The organism is Aurantiacibacter spongiae, from assembly GCF_003815535.1.
In the GTDB taxonomy this organism is placed as follows: domain Bacteria; phylum Pseudomonadota; class Alphaproteobacteria; order Sphingomonadales; family Sphingomonadaceae; genus Alteraurantiacibacter; species Alteraurantiacibacter spongiae.
In genome coordinates this window covers 728,449-741,834 of the sequence record NZ_RPFZ01000001.1, presented here as the reverse complement: position 1 = coordinate 741,834, position 13,386 = coordinate 728,449, and the positions used below count along the sequence as shown (strand labels likewise).

Below are 13,386 nucleotides of genomic sequence, written 5' to 3'. Positions count from 1 at the left end.
GACCACGGTTCGGGCGCCTTTTTTCCCTTTCCCGGGTCAGGAGCCCCGGAAACCCACCCCGACGCTGGCGCGCGGCTGTTCCATTTCGGTGCTCGTCACGGGATATGCGCAGTAATCCGCAGCGTAGTAGGCCGCCGGCCGGTGATTGCCCGAATAGCCGACCCCGCCGAAGGGCGCGGCGGAGGACGCCCCGTTGGTCGGCCGGTTCCAGTTGACGATACCGGCGCGGATATTGGCCCAGAACCGGCTGTATTGCTGAGGTGAGCCGCCGATGAGCGAAGCCGACAGGCCGAACCGGGTCGCGTTGGCCTCGGCGATGGCCTCGTCGAAATCGTCCATGCGGATAACCTGCAACAGCGGTCCGAACAGCTCCACGTCCGGCCTCTCGGACATGGCCGTCGTATCGATGATGGCGGGGCGCAGGAACGGCAGGTCGTCGTCAGGTCGCTTCATGTGGCTGATCGCCTTGCCACCGTTCGACATCAGGTAGACGAAGCTTTCCACCAGCTGATCGGCGGTGGAGTTGTCGATGACCGGCCCCATGAACGGCTGCGGCTCGTCGAACGGTGCGCCTACGATGATGCGATCGGCCAGCTTCTTAACCGCCTCGACCGCCTCGTCGTACATGGAGGATTTCACGATCAGCCGCCGACCTGCCGTGCAGCGCTGTCCAGCGGTGGTGAAGGCGGACTGGATGATGAGCGCGGCCGCGTCCTCGATCTTCGGGGTATCCCACAGGACGATCGGGTTGTTGCCGCCCATCTCCAGCGCGACGATCTTTCCCGGATCGGTGGCGAGCTTGCGGTTGATCGCGATGCCGACCTGCGCGCTGCCGGTGAACAGAACCCCGTCCACCCCGTCATGCGCGACCAGCGCCTTGCCCTCGTCGGGCCCGCCGATCAGGATCTGCACGATGGCCGAGGGGATGCCGGCGCGCTGGAACAGCGAAATCAGTTTTTCGCCCACCGCCGGGGTTTTTTCCGACGGTTTGAGGATGATCGCATTGCCCGCGATCAGGGCGGGAATGATATGGCCGTTGGGCAGGTGCGCGGGGAAATTGTACGGCCCCAGCACCGCCATGACCCCGTGCGGCTTGTGGCGCAGCGCCGCGGTGCCCTGCAACGCGCTGTCGAGCTTTCGCTGGCCGGTTCGGTCGGCATAGGCCCGCACGGAAATTTCCACCTTGCCGATCACCGCCTCGACCTCGGTGCGCGCTTCCCACAGCGGCTTGCCCGTCTCCCTCGCGATCAGCGTGGCGAACTCCTCCTGGTCCTTGCGGACCTCGTTGGCGAAGCGTCGCACCAGCTCGATCCGCTTGGCGAGCGGCTGCGCCGCCCAGGCGGGCCAGGCGCGGCGGGCGCGGTCGACCGTCTCGTCCACATCGCCGTGGGGTGCGCGCCACAATTCGGTGCCGGTGGCCGGTTCGTATGAGATCAGTTCCTGGGTCTTGGACAAGCGGTTCGGACCTTCGTTAATGGTTTCTCTCTGACGCCCTTAGAGGCAGTAGGCATTCCGCGCAAAACCGGCGTTACCGGAAAAGGTTAAGACGGGCTGGACAGGCCGCGCGGGCGAGGCGGTTTCCCGAGCGCCTGCCCCAAGTGCCTGATCGCAGCGATCTTCTGGTCGAGCGGTTCCCAATCGTCGCGCCGGTCGATGGCGTCCCAGATGGTTTCGACCTCGTCAATCAGCAGGGATACCGGGGCCGCGTCCGACCATTCGGATTGGTGATCATCTCCGGGCGCATGATCGGCGAGCGCCTCTGCCAGAAATCCGCCCGCGTTATGGCCACCGCGATGGCGAGCGAAGAATTCGTCGGGCCCGATACCCTCCTGCCGCATTGTCCGCTCGCCCGCCTCGACCAGCTCGGCATCCGCTTCAGGCCCGCGCGACGCGACGCCGAGGCGCCAGCAGAAGCGCCGCGTCATGGCTTCGCCGTAGAGCGGGCCGAACCGCTCCAGCGCGGCGATCAGCGGCGCCGACTCCGCAAGCGGGCGCAGGGCGATGGCCAACTGGCCGAGGTTCCAGCGGATCGCCTCGGGCTGGCGGCCGAAGGCGTAGAGGCCGGTATGATCGAAATAGGCCGCGGTGAAACCCGGTTCCCACCGGGGCAGCCAGCGCCACGGACCGTAATCGAAGCTTTCCCCGGTGATGTTCATGTTGTCGGTGTTGAGCACACCGTGGACGAAGCCTGCGACCATGTAGCTGGCCGCGAGGTCGGCCAGTCGCTCGCTCGCCTGATGCATGAGCACGATGGCCGGATTGTCGCGATCGGGTGCATCGGGCGGCGGTGGCGGGCCGGGGTAGGTGGTGATGCAATAGTCGACCAGCGCCCGAAGATGGTCCTCTTCGCCCAGCGCGGTGAGCCGCTGAAAGCTGCCGATACGGATGTGGCCGTGACTTAGCCGGACCAGCACGGCGGAGCGGGTGGGGCTGGGTTCGTCGCTGCGCTGCAGTTCCTCACCCGTCTCGATGACGGACAAGGTCTTCGAAGTGTTGACGCCCAGCGCCTCCAGCATTTCGGTCGCGAGGATCTCGCGAACCGCGCCTTTCAGCGTGAGCCGCCCGTCGCCTGCGCGGCTGTAGGGCGTGGTGCCGCTTCCCTTCGTCCCGCAGTCGAGCAGACGGTCCGCACCGTCGCGCATCTGCGCGAACAGGAAGCCGCGACCGTCGCCGAGGTCGGGGTTGTAGGTGCGAAACTGATGCCCGTGATAGCGCAGGGCGAGCGGTTGCGGGAGATTTTCGGGAAGCGGTTCGAACTGCCCGAAATGGCGCACCCACGCCTCGTCAGAGAGTGCCGCGAGACCGATCGCCCCGGCCCAGCGCGCGTTGCGGAAGCGCAGCGTCGTTTTGGGAAACGATGCCGCCGAGACCGGATCGGCAAGGAATCGCGCGACCTTGGTGATTTGGGGATCGGCGCGGTACGGGGCGGGTTGCGGTTCTTCGCGCATCCTATCAATAGTGGCCCGCGAACCGCCCCGCCGCAAGGCCGGGGTCTTGCAAACACAAGGGGTTGCTCGTGGGCGAAGCCGCCTATTCCGACGAAAGCTGGCAGAGCGCGGACGGGCTGACGCTGCACTACCGCGATTATCCGGGCCGGGATGACCGTCCGCCGATCCTGTGTATTCCGGGCCTGACGCGCAACGCCCGCGATTTCGAGCCGGTGGCGGATGCCTTCGCCGGCGAGTGGCGCGTCATCGCCTGTGAACTGCGCGGCCGCGGGGACAGCGATTACGCGCGCGATTCGGCAAGCTACACGCCCGCGCATTATGTCGAGGACATTGCCGCCCTGTTCGACGCGGCGGGGCTGGACCGCGTGGTGGCGATCGGCACGTCGCTGGGCGGGCTGGTCACGATGATGACCGCTGCGGGCGACCCCCGCCGCTTCGCCGCCGTCGTGCTCAACGACGTCGGTCCGCATATCGAGGAGGACGGGCTTGCCCGCATCCGCGATCAGGTCGGGCAGGGGCGCAGCTATCCGACCTGGATCCACGCGGCCTGGTCGCTGAAGGAAGCCTCGGACAAGACGCATCCGGATTACGAGATCGCCGACTGGCTGCGGCTCGCCAAGCGCCTGATGTGCGTGGGCGGCAACGGACGCATCGCCTACGATTACGACATGAAGATCGCCGATCCCTTCGCGCGCGATGGCGACGGCGACGGTGACGACGAAGGTGGCGATCGTGCCGCCGCCGCGAGCGGGGCGGCAACGGACATATGGCCGGTGTTCCGTGCCCTGCGCGGTCGGCCGGTGCTGGCCCTGCGCGGCGAATTGTCCGATCTCGTTTCGCCCGCCACCTTTCGGCGGATGCAGGAGGAAATGCCCGACATGGATGCCGTGACCGTACCGCGTGTCGGCCATGCCCCCACGCTGGAGGAACCGGTGGCGCAGGACGCCATCGCCCGCCTGCTGGCGCGCGTCGCATGAGCGGCAGGCGCACCCGCCCCAGGATCCTCCACCTGCATTCGACCTTCGACGCGGGCGGCAAGGAGCTGCGCACCGTTCGCCTGATCAATGCCTGGGGGAAGGAGGTCGATCACGCCATCGTCAGCGGCGATCTGGAAAAGCGGGGCGCGGCGCACATGATCGGCAAGGGGCCGAAGATATCCTGGCCCCGGTTCCCGGCGCTTCAGGGCAAGCCGACGCCCGGCAGGCTGAAGGCGCTGGCGCAGGCGATGGCGGGATACGATCTCATCTGCACCTACAACTGGGGCGCGATCGACGCGGCGATGGCGCATACGGTGTTCGCCGATGCTTTCAGCCTCGCCCCGCTCGTCCATCATGAGGATGGCTTCAACGAGGACGAGGCGAAGCGGCTGAAACGAAGGCGCAACTGGTATCGCCGTATCGCGCTGGGCCGGGCGGCGGCGCTGGTGGTGCCTTCCAGGACGCTGGAGGACATCGCTCTCAGGGTCTGGGACCAGCCGCGCAGCCGCGTGCGCCTGATTCCCAATGGCATCGACACCCGTGCCTTCGCCGCGCCACCCAAACGCGACGTCTTTCCCGGCCTGCTCAAGCACAAGGACGAGTTCTGGATAGGATCGCTCGCGGGCCTGCGCGCGGTCAAGCAGCAGGGCGTGCTCGTGCGCGCGATGGAATGGCAGGACGAGGACTGGCACCTCGTCATTGCCGGCGACGGGCCAGAGCGCGGCGCGCTTCTGGCCGAGGCCGAGGCGCGGGGCGTGGAAGACCGCGTGCATCTGCCCGGCTTCGTCGCGGAACCGCAGAAGGCGGTCGGCCTGTTCGACATCTTCGCGCTCTCCAGTCAGTCGGAGCAGTTTCCCATTTCCGTGGTTGAGGCGATGGCGGCGGGTCTTCCCGTCGTGGCCCCGCGGGTGGGCGACATCGCCAGCATGGTGGCGAGCGACAACGGCCCCTTTCTGGTCGATCCCGGCAACGAGCGCGAGCTGGCGCGGGCTCTCACCCGGCTCGCCTCCGACCCGGAGGCCCGCAGGCGTATCGGCAGGGCCAACCGCGACAAGGCCCGCGAGGAGTTCGACGAGCGCCGCATGATCGAACGCTACCGGGCCCTCTACTGGGGCCTGATGCAGAAGTATCCGCGCGAGGCGGCGCCGGCCGGCAAGGCTTAAGCGGGCGTTCACGGGCGCGGGGACAGGCACGCCGACAGGAATTGAAAAGCCGCGCCCATCCGCTATGGACGCAGCCGCAATCCTGCCTGACCAGACGCTAGACGAGATCCGTGGCCCTTCAACCCACTCCCCCCAACCCACCCGCCAAGCGCGATGCCGAACAGGACATGTTCATGCGCGAGGTGGACGAGGCCGTCCGCCACGACGAGGTGGGCAATTTCGCCAGGAAATACGGATGGCCCCTCGGCATCGCCCTTGTCGTCGCGCTGGCCGCTTTCGGCGGCTGGCTGTTCTGGCAGGATCGCAGCGAAGGCGATCTCGAGGGGCGTTCCGAACAGATCGTGCAGGCGATCGACGAACTGGACGCCGGCAATCCCGATCAGGCCGATCGGGAACTGGCCGCTCTGGCGGATGGAGAGGGCGGCGCAGCCGTCACCGCCACCATGCTGCGTGCGGGGATCGCCGCCGAGGCGGGACGCGGCGAGGACGCGGCGCGGATGTACGATGCGGTGGCCGGTAACGGCGACGTGCCGGAGGAACTGCGCAATGTCGCGGCGATCCGCTCTGTCACCGCGCGTTTCGATCAGCTCGATCCGCAGGAAGTCATCGATCGGCTCGGCCCGCTGGCGAGCGCCGGCAATGATTTCTTCGGCAGCGCCGGGGAACTGGTCGCTCACGCCTATCTGAAGCAGGGCAAGGAAGATCAGGCCGGCCCGCTTTTCGCGCAGCTGGCAAAGGACGAGGACGTGCCCGAAACGATTCGTTTCCGCGCGCGCCAGATGGCCGGATCGCTCGGCTATGATGCGATCGATGACGTCGACGCGCTGCTGGAGGATTTCCGCGAACAGCAACCGCGTGGCGGCTCCGCGCAGCTGGTCGAATGAGAACTGGACCCATGACGAAAATCACACGCTTTCCCCGCATCCTTCTCGCCGCCGCAATGCCGGCCCTTGCGCTGGGCGCATGCAGTGGGGGTATCTTCGGCGGCGGGGGCGGCAAGGAATCGACGCCCACGCTGGGCGAACGCGAACCGATCCTGTCGCGCATCGCGACCGAAATCGTCGCCGACCCGGCCCTGGCGGACGTGGCGGTGGTGCTCCCGACGCCGGAAACGAACGCCGCCTGGCCGCAGGCCGGTGGCAACGCGGCCAAGGTCGCCGGGCACCTCACCTTGTCGGCGACACCCGCTCGCGCCTGGAGCGCGCGGATCGAGGGGACGACGAAGACCCGCCGCCTCGCCGCCGCGCCCGTCGTGGCCGACGGCAAGCTGTTCGTCGTCGATACCGCCGCTGTCGTTCATGCCTTCGATGCAGCCACCGGCGCGCGGTTATGGCAGCACCGGATCGAGGTATCGGGCGACTTGCGCGATGCCACGTTCGGCGGCGGGGCGAGCTATTCGGACGGGCGCGTCTACGTCACCAACGGCGTGGGCGACGTGGTCGCGCTCGATGCCGGTAGCGGTGCGGAAATCTGGCGCGTCAAGCCCGCCGGTCCGCTGCGCGGCGCGCCCACCGTCGCCTTCAACGACGTGTTCGTGATGACGCAGGACAACCAGATCTTCGCCCTTTCGGCCGAGGATGGCGGCATCGTCTGGCAGAAGGCCGCCGCGTCGGGGCAGTCCGGCGTCTTCGGCGTCGCCGCGCCTGCCGCCGGCCAGGGCACCGTGATCGCCGGCTATTCGAGCGGCGAACTGGTTGCCTACCGTTACGAGAACGGCCGCGAATTGTGGTCCGACGCGCTGGCGCGGACCTCCATATCGACTCAGGTCGGAACGCTGACGGACGTCGATGCCGATCCGATCATCGACAATGGCCGCGTCTATGCGCTCGGCCAGGGCGGTCGCATGGCGGCTTACGAATTGCTGACCGGACAGCGAATCTGGGAACTGACGCTGGCTGGCATCTCCACGCCCACCGTGGTCGGTGAATGGGTCTTCACCCTGACCGACGACGCGCGCATCCTCGCCATTCAGCGCAATACCGGACGCATCCGCTGGATGACGCAGCTCCAGCAATGGCGCAACGAGGACAAGAAGACGGGGCTCGTCTTCTGGACAGGACCGGTGCTGGCCAGCAACCGGTTGTGGATCGCCAGCAGCCGCGGAGCGGTGAAATCGGTCGACGTGATGACCGGCGACGTCGCCGACTTCGCCGAACTTGACGACGGCGTCTCGCTGCCCCCTGTCGTGGCGAACGGCACGCTCTACATCCTCGACGACGGCGGCAACATCACCGCCTGGCGCTGAGACGGGCGCGGGCGTTACCGCGGTCTTAACCCCCGGGGGTTAGGGCACGTGCGTGACAAGCGCGCGCGATCCTGCCGAATCGGGGCCACCGGCCAGCGATGTCAGTGCGACGGTCGGCCTGGTCGGCCTCGCTACGCTGCTCTCCTGGATCCTGTTCGCCCGAAGCTGGCCCGACATCGCCGCCGCCTTTGGCTATATGGAAACGCGTGGCCGGCTATCGGGGCCCAATTCCGCCCTGCTGGCGATGATCCTTGCCGGGCTGGCAATGGCCGCCTGGTCGGTTCTCGTCGAAAAGGTCCATCGCAACCCCTCCACCGGCCTCGACTGGAACCGGCGGGCACCGCTGTCCGATACGCTGGGCATATCGACCACCAAGATTGCCGGCCTGTGGGCGACCTGGGCGGCGATCGGCGCCTTCTACGCCATCGCCCGCTGGTACTGGGACGGCCCGTATCTGTTCGCCATGCAGGTGATTGGTGCGGCGGCGGTGCCGCTGTTCGTGCTGAGCGTGCCCTATGTCGTCTGGATCGACCGCGTCATGCGCGAGCCGCGCGATGCGGCGTGGCATTTCGGTGCCATGCTGCTGGGGCGCGGCGGCTGGGACGGCGCCCGGGTGAAGAAGCACTGGCGCGCCTGGGCGATCAAGGGGTTTTTCACCGCTTTCATGGTCTCCATCCTGCCGCCCGGTTTCGCGACCGTGGTGGAGGCCGACCTGGTGTCCATCGCCGGCGACCCGGTGCGCGTGGGGGGAACGCTGTTCGCCCTCCTATTCGTGATCGACGTGCAGATCGGCACGGTCGGCTACCTTCTCACCATGCGCCCGCTCGACGCGCATATCCGCTCGGGCAATCCCTTCCTCGGCGGCTGGCTGGCGGCGCTGATGTGCTATCCGCCCTTCGTCTATGGCCTGATGGGACAGGGCGGGGCGATCCAGTACGAATACAACACCGCCGACTGGGCCTACTGGCTCGGCGGCCATACCGCGCTGCTGTGGCTTTGGGCTGCCCTGCTGGCGGGGCTGACCGCTATCTACGCCTGGGCGACGGTGGCCTTCGGCATCCGCTTTTCCAATCTCACCTACCGCGGGGTCGTCACCAACGGTCCCTACCGTTACTCGCGCCATCCTGCCTATCTGTCGAAGAACCTGTTCTGGTGGCTGAGCGCCATGCCCTTCCTGGTGACGAGCGGGTCCGTCACGGACGCGGTACGCAACACGGTGTTCCTCGCGCTTGTAAGCGGGATTTACTACTGGCGCGCCCGGACGGAAGAGGCGCACCTGCTCTTCGAGGACGGCAAGTATCGCGCCTATTACGACTGGATGCAAGAAAACGGCGTAGTGACGGCGCGTCTCGCTCGCCTTTTCTCGCGCGCGGCGCCGCGCCGCGCCTGGCAGACCGAACCGGCGGAGTAGCTTTCACGCCGCCGCATTGCCGACGACAAAGCACGCGGCTGCAACCAGCGCTCCGGCAAAGCGGTTGGAGCGGAAGCGGTGCAGCGGATTGGCCGGATCGCTGCCGTCCAGCGTCGCCACCTGCCAGAACAGGTGCCCGGCCGCCGGCAGGATGGCGAGAAGCGCGAGCGCGTCCCTGCGCAGCAGCCAGAAGGCCAGCGCCCACAACAGCACCGACGCGGTGTAGAACAGCGCCACGCCGGCCCTGACCCGTCCGCCCAGTCGCAGCGCGCTCGATCGGATACCGACCAGCGCATCGTCCTCCCGGTCCTGCATGGCGTAGATGGTGTCGTATCCCACGCACCAGAAGAACGCCCCGGCGTAGAGCGCGCCGACCACGTCCCACCGGTCCGCCCTCAGCGTGGTCCACCCGGTCAGCGCTCCCCAGGTGAAAACGAGGCCGAGCCACGCCTGCGGCCACCAGGTTATGCGCTTCATGTAGGGGTAGGCCGCGACCAAGGCGAGGCTCGCCAGGGCAACGACCTGCGCCTGCCAGCGTAGCTGGAACAGGACGACCAGGCCGACGAGGCTGAGGGCGAAAAGCCACAGCCAGGCGGCCTTTCTGCTCACACGGCCGCTTGCCACCGGACGGCTTGCGGTGCGTGCCACCTTCCGGTCCAGCTCGGCATCGACGATGTCGTTGTAGACGCAGCCCGCCCCGCGCATGGCCACTGCGCCCAGGAGCAACCAGAGGACGAGCGCGTGTTGCAGACCCGCACCCGTCAGCCACACGCCCCACGCGCATGGCCAGAACAAGAGCCACCAGCCGATCGGCCGGTCGAACCGCGCCAGCAGCGCGAAATCGCGAAACGGCTGCGGCAGGCGCCCGGCCAGGCTGCGATGCTGGCTGTCGGGCGTGACTGTCTCGTTTCCGGCGGTTTCGGGCGGCATGGCTTGCCTGTTAGCGGCGATGCCCCCAAGTGCCTAGCCATGCCCGCCACCCCCGCCTGGCCCCCGCGCTCCACGCCGCGCCTGTTCATCGAGGATCGGTTGGCGCCCGGTGCGCGGATCGAACTCGACAAGGCGCAGACCCGCTACCTCACCACGGTCATGCGGCGGCAGGAGGGCGATCCGGTCCGGGTGTTCGACGATGCGACCGGCGATTACGTGGCGCGAATCGTCCAGGCGGGCGGGGCGCGCTGCACGCTGGAGGTCGAAGAGAAGCTGGCCGGGCGCGAACAGGTGCCCGATCTGTGGCTGTGCGCCGCGCCCGTTCACAAGGACAATTTCGCGCTGGTCGCGGAAAAGGCGTCCGAACTGGGCGTTCGGCGCCTGCTGCCGGTCGTCACGCAGCGGTGCCAGCACGCCCGCGTCAACGAGGACCGTCTGCGCAAGCGGATGATCGAGGCGGCGGAACAATGCGAGCGCAGCGCCCTGCCGAAACTCGGCGCGACGCAGAAGCTGGCCGCCTTGCTGGGCCGCTGGCCGGCGGATCGTACGCTGTTCGTCTGCGACGAGACCGGCGGTGCGCCCGCCGCGCGGGCGTTTGCCGACATATCTGGCCCCGCGGCTATCCTGATCGGTCCCGAAGGCGGTTTCGCGCCCGAGGAACGCGAGGCCATCCTCGCTTTGCCGCAATCGCGCGGCATTGCGCTCGGTCCGCGGATCCTGCGCGCCGAAACCGCCGCCATCGCCGCGGTTTCGCTCTGGATGGGCGCCGCCGGCGACTGGACCTGACCGGCGCCAGGCCATGAAGATTGCGGGTGGCGGAATGAAACCGATGCGCTATGCGCGGGCTCCATGAGCACGCGCAAGGCAAGCGAAAGGGAAGAGCCGCGGATAGAAAGCCGCGAGCAATTGGTTGCGCCGATGGCCGACGGGGCAAAGCCGCGCGAGGCATGGCGCATCGGGACCGAACACGAAAAGCTCGTCTATCGCAGCGAGGATCACCACGCCCCATCCTACCGCGAGGAGGGGGGGATCCGTGACATTCTGCTGTCGATGCAGCAATTCGGCTGGGAGCCGGTGATAGAGGATGGCCCCGACGGCACGCCCGATGTCATCGCCATGACCGGGCAGGACGGCACGATCAGCCTGGAACCCGCCGGGCAGCTCGAACTGTCGGGCGCGCCGCTGGAAAACCTTCACCAGACCTGCGCCGAGACGGGGCGCCACCTCGAACAGGTGAAGAGCATCGGGCGCGAATGGGACATCGGCTTTCTCGGTCTCGGCATGTGGCCGGACAAGGCGCGGTGCGATCTGCCCGTCATGCCGAAGCAGCGCTATGCCATCATGATGAACCACATGCCGCGCGTCGGTACGCTGGGCCTCGACATGATGCTGCGCACCTGTACCATTCAGGTTAATCTGGACTACTCGTCAGAGGCGGATATGGCGAAGAAGTTTCGCACCGGCCTCGCCCTGCAACCGCTTGCCACGGCCCTGTTCGCCAATTCGCCGTTCACCGAGGGCAAGCCCAACGGCTTCCTCTCCTACCGCAGCCATATCTGGTCCGACACCGACCCGCAACGCACCGGCATGTTGCCGTTCGTGTTCGACGGTGATTTCGGCTACGAACGCTATGTCGACTACATGCTCGACGTGCCGATGTATTTCGTCTTCCGCGACGGCAAGTACATCGATGCCGCCGGGCAGAGTTTCCGCGATTTCCTGAAAGGTGAGCTGCCGGCGCTGCCAGGCGAGCTGCCCACCCCCAGCGACTGGGTCGACCACCTATCCACCGCCTTTCCCGAGGTCCGGCTCAAGAGCTTCCTGGAAATGCGCGGTGCCGATGGCGGGCCGTGGAACCGCATCTGCGCGTTGCCGGCGTTCTGGGTGGGCCTGCTCTACGACGATGGCGCGCTCGATGCCGCGTGGGATCTCGTCAAGGGATGGAGCATGGAAGAGCGCGAACACCTGCGCAATGCCGTACCCGCACAGGCGCTCGACGCACCGCTCCCGCGCGGGGGAACCCTGCGCGATCTGGCCCGGCACGTTCTCGACATCGCTCATCGCGGGCTCGTCGCGCGCGACCGTCGCAACACCATGGGCGACAATGAAAGCGGCTTCCTCGAACCGCTGATGGAGATCGTGGAAAGCGGCAAGGTGCCGGCCCAGCGCCTGCTCGATAAGTATCACGGACCGTGGAACGGCGACATTTCACGCATTTACGAAGAAAGCTTCTGACCGGTTCGGGTCAGGCATAGCTGACCACCTCGAACTCGATCCCGTCCCAGTCGAGGAAGTAGAATGTGCGCGGGCCGGGCGCGTAGCGGCCCTGTCCGAAGGGCCGAAGGCCGGCATCGCGCACCACGCGTTCCGCAGCGTCGAGATCGTCGACCTGCAGGCCGACATGGTTCATCGGACGGCCCTTGCGCTGTCCCGAATGGTCCGCCCCGTCCGACCACAGCGCCAGGTAGTCGTCATGAGTTCCGACATGCGCGAATTCACCGCGTACGCCGTGGGCATCGCGCAGGCGCAAGCGCCATCCGAGGAGGCGTTCGAACAGCGCGATCGACCGGTCGAGGTCGCTCACGGTCAGGTTCACATGTTCGATACGGCCCCGCGGCCCGGTGGGATCAGTCATCAGCTGGTCCTTCCAAATCGTTGCTTCGAAAGATGATTCACCCGCCCTCCAGGTGCCGGCGCGAATCATCGTTTGCCCATGGTGCAACCTCAAGCTAAGTTGAGGTCAAGCATACGTGAAAAGCGGACAGCATGGATGGCCCTGGCCAGCTTCATCTCGATCGGTGATCTTTCGCGTCGTACCGGCGTTGCCGTCTCCGCCCTCCGGTTCTACGAGGAAAAAGGGTTGCTTCAGCCGATCCGCACCAGCGGCAATCAGCGTCGCTACCTGCGCGGCGACATCCGGCGGGTCAGTTTCATTCTCATCGCGCAGAAGCTGGGTCTGGGTCTCGCCGAGATCGAGGAGAAGCTTGCCGACCTGCCGGAAAGACGCAATCCGACGCTGGCGGACTGGCAGAAGATCAGCCGCGCCATGCGCGCACGGATCGACGAACGCATCACGCTTCTGAACCGCACACGCAACCAGCTCGATCAGTGCATCGGCTGCGGTTGCCTCAGCCTTCAGAAATGTCAGCTCTACAACAAGGATGACCGGCTCGGCCTCAAAGGACCGGGCCCGCGCGCGGTGCTCGACTAGGGCGCGCCTCTAGACCTCCCGCCCCGGGGTGACCCGTTTAACCACCCGGCGCAGGGTCAGGTAGGTGACGCTGACCGTTGTCGCCAGGAGGGCGATGACCAGCACGCTGGCGGCGAACAGCCCGTTGTAGAGCGTGGAGTACCAGTCGGTCGGCAGCTTCTCGAACTTGCCCACCGGCATGACGAAGGCAAGCAGCACCAGCAGGCTGATCATCAGCGAACAGGTGGCGAGCTTGGCGATGACGTCGACGCATCGGTACGTGACGGTGTCGAAATCCGCGTCGAGCTTGGGCAGCATGCCGATCAGCGTAAGCATCAGCGCCAGCGTGGTCGCCGAGGCGGTCGCCGTCGCCGAACCGAGATAGAGACCCGCGTTGGCGAGCGCCTTCAGCAGGTCGGCGGCTTCGGCAGCGCCGTAGATCGATCCGATGGCAGTGCGCGCCCCCCATCCGATCAGGCAAGTCAGAACGAATATGGCAATCGGTGTCTTTTTCGGCATCAC

The 13,386-nt window shown here is 66.9% G+C and carries 13 protein-coding genes; 8 read left to right on the top strand and 5 right to left on the bottom strand.

The annotated features are described in order from the left end of the window. Positions 1-36 precede the first annotated feature (36 nt). Complete coding sequence (gene astD / locus EG799_RS03685; protein WP_181950868.1) at positions 37-1,455, bottom strand: succinylglutamate-semialdehyde dehydrogenase; 1,419 nt, start codon at positions 1,453-1,455, stop codon at positions 37-39. Between the two features lie 86 nt (positions 1,456-1,541). After that, entirely contained in the window at positions 1,542-2,948 is a 1,407-nt protein-coding gene (locus tag EG799_RS03680; RefSeq protein WP_123878654.1) for a protein adenylyltransferase SelO family protein, read from the bottom strand. Between the two features lie 68 nt (positions 2,949-3,016). Between EG799_RS03680 and EG799_RS03675 the strand changes: the two genes are divergently transcribed. The 5 genes from EG799_RS03675 (at position 3,017) to EG799_RS03655 (ending at position 8,744) form a co-directional block, all read left to right on the top strand. Then, complete coding sequence (locus EG799_RS03675) at positions 3,017-3,925, top strand: alpha/beta fold hydrolase (RefSeq protein ID WP_123878652.1); 909 nt, start codon at positions 3,017-3,019, stop codon at positions 3,923-3,925. Next, positions 3,922-5,088 carry a glycosyltransferase family 4 protein gene (locus EG799_RS03670; RefSeq protein WP_123878650.1) on the top strand — a complete coding sequence of 389 codons (1,167 nt, stop codon included), beginning with the start codon at positions 3,922-3,924 and terminating at the stop codon, positions 5,086-5,088. Before EG799_RS03675 ends, EG799_RS03670 begins: the two co-directional genes overlap by 4 nt. Before the next feature lie 110 nt (positions 5,089-5,198). Beyond that, positions 5,199-5,972 (top strand): tetratricopeptide repeat protein, encoded by a 774-nt coding sequence (locus EG799_RS03665; protein ID WP_123878648.1) that lies wholly within the window; start codon positions 5,199-5,201, stop codon positions 5,970-5,972. Between the two features lie 11 nt (positions 5,973-5,983). Further along, on the top strand, positions 5,984-7,333 hold the full coding sequence (locus tag EG799_RS03660) for a PQQ-like beta-propeller repeat protein (RefSeq protein WP_123878646.1): 1,350 nt from the start codon (positions 5,984-5,986) through the stop codon (positions 7,331-7,333). A gap of 52 nt (positions 7,334-7,385) precedes the next feature. Beyond that, entirely contained in the window at positions 7,386-8,744 is a 1,359-nt protein-coding gene (locus tag EG799_RS03655) for a methyltransferase family protein (RefSeq protein ID WP_234028998.1), read from the top strand. 3 nt (positions 8,745-8,747) lie between these two features. Here EG799_RS03655 and ubiA read toward each other — a convergent pair whose 3' ends face one another. Then, on the bottom strand, positions 8,748-9,674 hold the full coding sequence (ubiA, locus tag EG799_RS03650) for a 4-hydroxybenzoate octaprenyltransferase (RefSeq protein ID WP_123878644.1): 927 nt from the start codon (positions 9,672-9,674) through the stop codon (positions 8,748-8,750). A 39-nt stretch (positions 9,675-9,713) separates the two neighbouring features. On the opposite strand from ubiA, the gene EG799_RS03645 reads away from it, so the two are divergent. Next, positions 9,714-10,460, top strand: a complete 747-nt coding sequence (locus tag EG799_RS03645) for a 16S rRNA (uracil(1498)-N(3))-methyltransferase (protein WP_123878642.1) — start codon at positions 9,714-9,716, stop codon at positions 10,458-10,460. Positions 10,461-10,523: 63 nt separating this feature from the next. After that, on the top strand, positions 10,524-11,909 hold the full coding sequence (locus EG799_RS03640; RefSeq protein ID WP_123878640.1) for a glutamate--cysteine ligase: 1,386 nt from the start codon (positions 10,524-10,526) through the stop codon (positions 11,907-11,909). A 10-nt stretch (positions 11,910-11,919) separates the two neighbouring features. Here EG799_RS03640 and EG799_RS03635 read toward each other — a convergent pair whose 3' ends face one another. Beyond that, positions 11,920-12,309, bottom strand: coding sequence for a VOC family protein (locus EG799_RS03635; RefSeq protein ID WP_123878638.1), 390 nt, complete (start codon positions 12,307-12,309; stop codon positions 11,920-11,922). A gap of 135 nt (positions 12,310-12,444) precedes the next feature. Here EG799_RS03635 and soxR point away from each other — a divergent pair, with 135 nt between their 5' ends. Further along, positions 12,445-12,885, top strand: coding sequence for a redox-sensitive transcriptional activator SoxR (soxR, locus tag EG799_RS03630; RefSeq protein WP_123878636.1), 441 nt, complete (start codon positions 12,445-12,447; stop codon positions 12,883-12,885). A gap of 9 nt (positions 12,886-12,894) precedes the next feature. Here soxR and EG799_RS03625 read toward each other — a convergent pair whose 3' ends face one another. Then, positions 12,895-13,383: a hypothetical protein gene (locus EG799_RS03625; protein WP_123878635.1), complete on the bottom strand. Its 489-nt coding sequence runs from the start codon at positions 13,381-13,383 to the stop codon at positions 12,895-12,897. Between the last annotated feature and the right edge of the window lie 3 nt (positions 13,384-13,386).

Bases quoted from the DNA above. Each gene is read 5' to 3' on its own strand.
- EG799_RS03640 (WP_123878640.1), top strand. From the start codon at position 10,524: ATGAGCACGCGCAAGGCAAGCGAAAGGGAAGAGCCGCGGATAGAAAGC.
- EG799_RS03645 (WP_123878642.1), top strand. From the start codon at position 9,714: ATGCCCGCCACCCCCGCCTGGCCCCCGCGCTCCACGCCGCGCCTGTTC.
- EG799_RS03635 (WP_123878638.1), bottom strand. From the start codon at position 12,309: ATGACTGATCCCACCGGGCCGCGGGGCCGTATCGAACATGTGAACCTG.
- EG799_RS03625 (WP_123878635.1), bottom strand. From the start codon at position 13,383: ATGCCGAAAAAGACACCGATTGCCATATTCGTTCTGACTTGCCTGATC.
- ubiA (WP_123878644.1), bottom strand. From the start codon at position 9,674: ATGCCGCCCGAAACCGCCGGAAACGAGACAGTCACGCCCGACAGCCAG.
- EG799_RS03670 (WP_123878650.1), top strand. From the start codon at position 3,922: ATGAGCGGCAGGCGCACCCGCCCCAGGATCCTCCACCTGCATTCGACC.
- EG799_RS03660 (WP_123878646.1), top strand. From the start codon at position 5,984: ATGACGAAAATCACACGCTTTCCCCGCATCCTTCTCGCCGCCGCAATG.
- EG799_RS03680 (WP_123878654.1), bottom strand. From the start codon at position 2,948: ATGCGCGAAGAACCGCAACCCGCCCCGTACCGCGCCGATCCCCAAATC.
- soxR (WP_123878636.1), top strand. From the start codon at position 12,445: ATGGCCCTGGCCAGCTTCATCTCGATCGGTGATCTTTCGCGTCGTACC.